Raw genomic sequence first — 1,036 nt, forward strand, 5'->3', positions numbered from 1 at the left:
ATCCATTCCTAGATCTTTCCAATTAACCATGTTGTTTTCCCCCTTTCTGCTCTTCTACCGTGTTAAACATGAAGCACACTTTAAAGGTCTGAAACTCTTTACCGAAACGGGCTTTTCCGTGCACGATAGAGTGCATTTCAACGTCCAGTAGCTTGGCAGAACGTTCCATGTTATCGAGCATGGTTGCTAGCCGTGGTGTACTGTCTGAAATACCTGAGATTTCAATTTCTAGATCGTTCATTTTGATCTTGTCGACATACACGCCTTCTGGAATAACAGCAGGCATGAGGTTCATAAAATCAGTGGTTTTATTCCGACCATTTTGCAACGCTTCCACAACTTTCAAGCGTTCCAAGATTTTGCTGTGTTCAAGCTCCGCGATCTTCATCGCTTCTATCCGCTTATCTAGATCGGAAATGTACGTTGTTAGATAGTCGAGTCGCTCTTGTTGAAGATCTTGTTGGTACTCATAATATTTGCCAACGCCCCACTGAATCCCCAACGCCACCATGACGCCCAATACCACTAAACCGACAAATCGACGACGATGCTCTTCCCTTTGATTTTCGCGCCAAGGCAATAAGTTAATGCGATAAAGCACGCACACCTCCTAACCAATGAATGCCACGGACCGCCAGCCCTGCAGCTGTCGAAAAATGTTGCCAATCAGCCGCTCGTCGCTTGCGTTTCGACACTTTCATTTCAAACAGTCCGAGTGGGTTTAACAACTCACACTCCAATGCCAACTGATGCGACAGCTCTTCTGCCAACATTGGCGTCGATGCCCCCTCGCCCGATAACCAAATGCCTTTGATGTTTTGCGAACCGTTGATCGAGGTATAGAGCTGCATTTGACGTTTTACGCGCTCAACCACGTGACGATTGAACTGTTCCGTTTTGGCTTGAGCATCATCAGAGAGTAAGTCTTCTTGTGACGTCCCCATTGAGATACGAGTACCGCACGCAAACTCCTTATGAAACAGTTCGCCTTGCTCGGTAAACATGGTGAATGAACTCGCTAACGAGCCGATGTCTA

Annotated in this window: 2 protein-coding genes; both read right to left on the bottom strand. The window is 46.5% G+C overall.

Annotated elements, in window-relative coordinates; all coding sequences use genetic code 11:
* Positions 1-22: 22 nt before the first annotated feature.
* Positions 23-601 carry a PilN domain-containing protein gene (locus R7Q46_RS25270; protein WP_318077950.1) on the bottom strand — a complete coding sequence of 193 codons (579 nt, stop codon included), beginning with the start codon at positions 599-601 and terminating at the stop codon, positions 23-25.
* Positions 585-1,036 (bottom strand): pilus assembly protein PilM (pilM, locus tag R7Q46_RS25275; protein ID WP_318077951.1); only part of this gene is annotated, 452 nt, incomplete at its 5' end. The genes R7Q46_RS25270 and pilM, both read right to left, overlap by 17 nt.

The sequence above is a fragment of the Vibrio sp. 811 genome, from assembly GCF_033339195.1.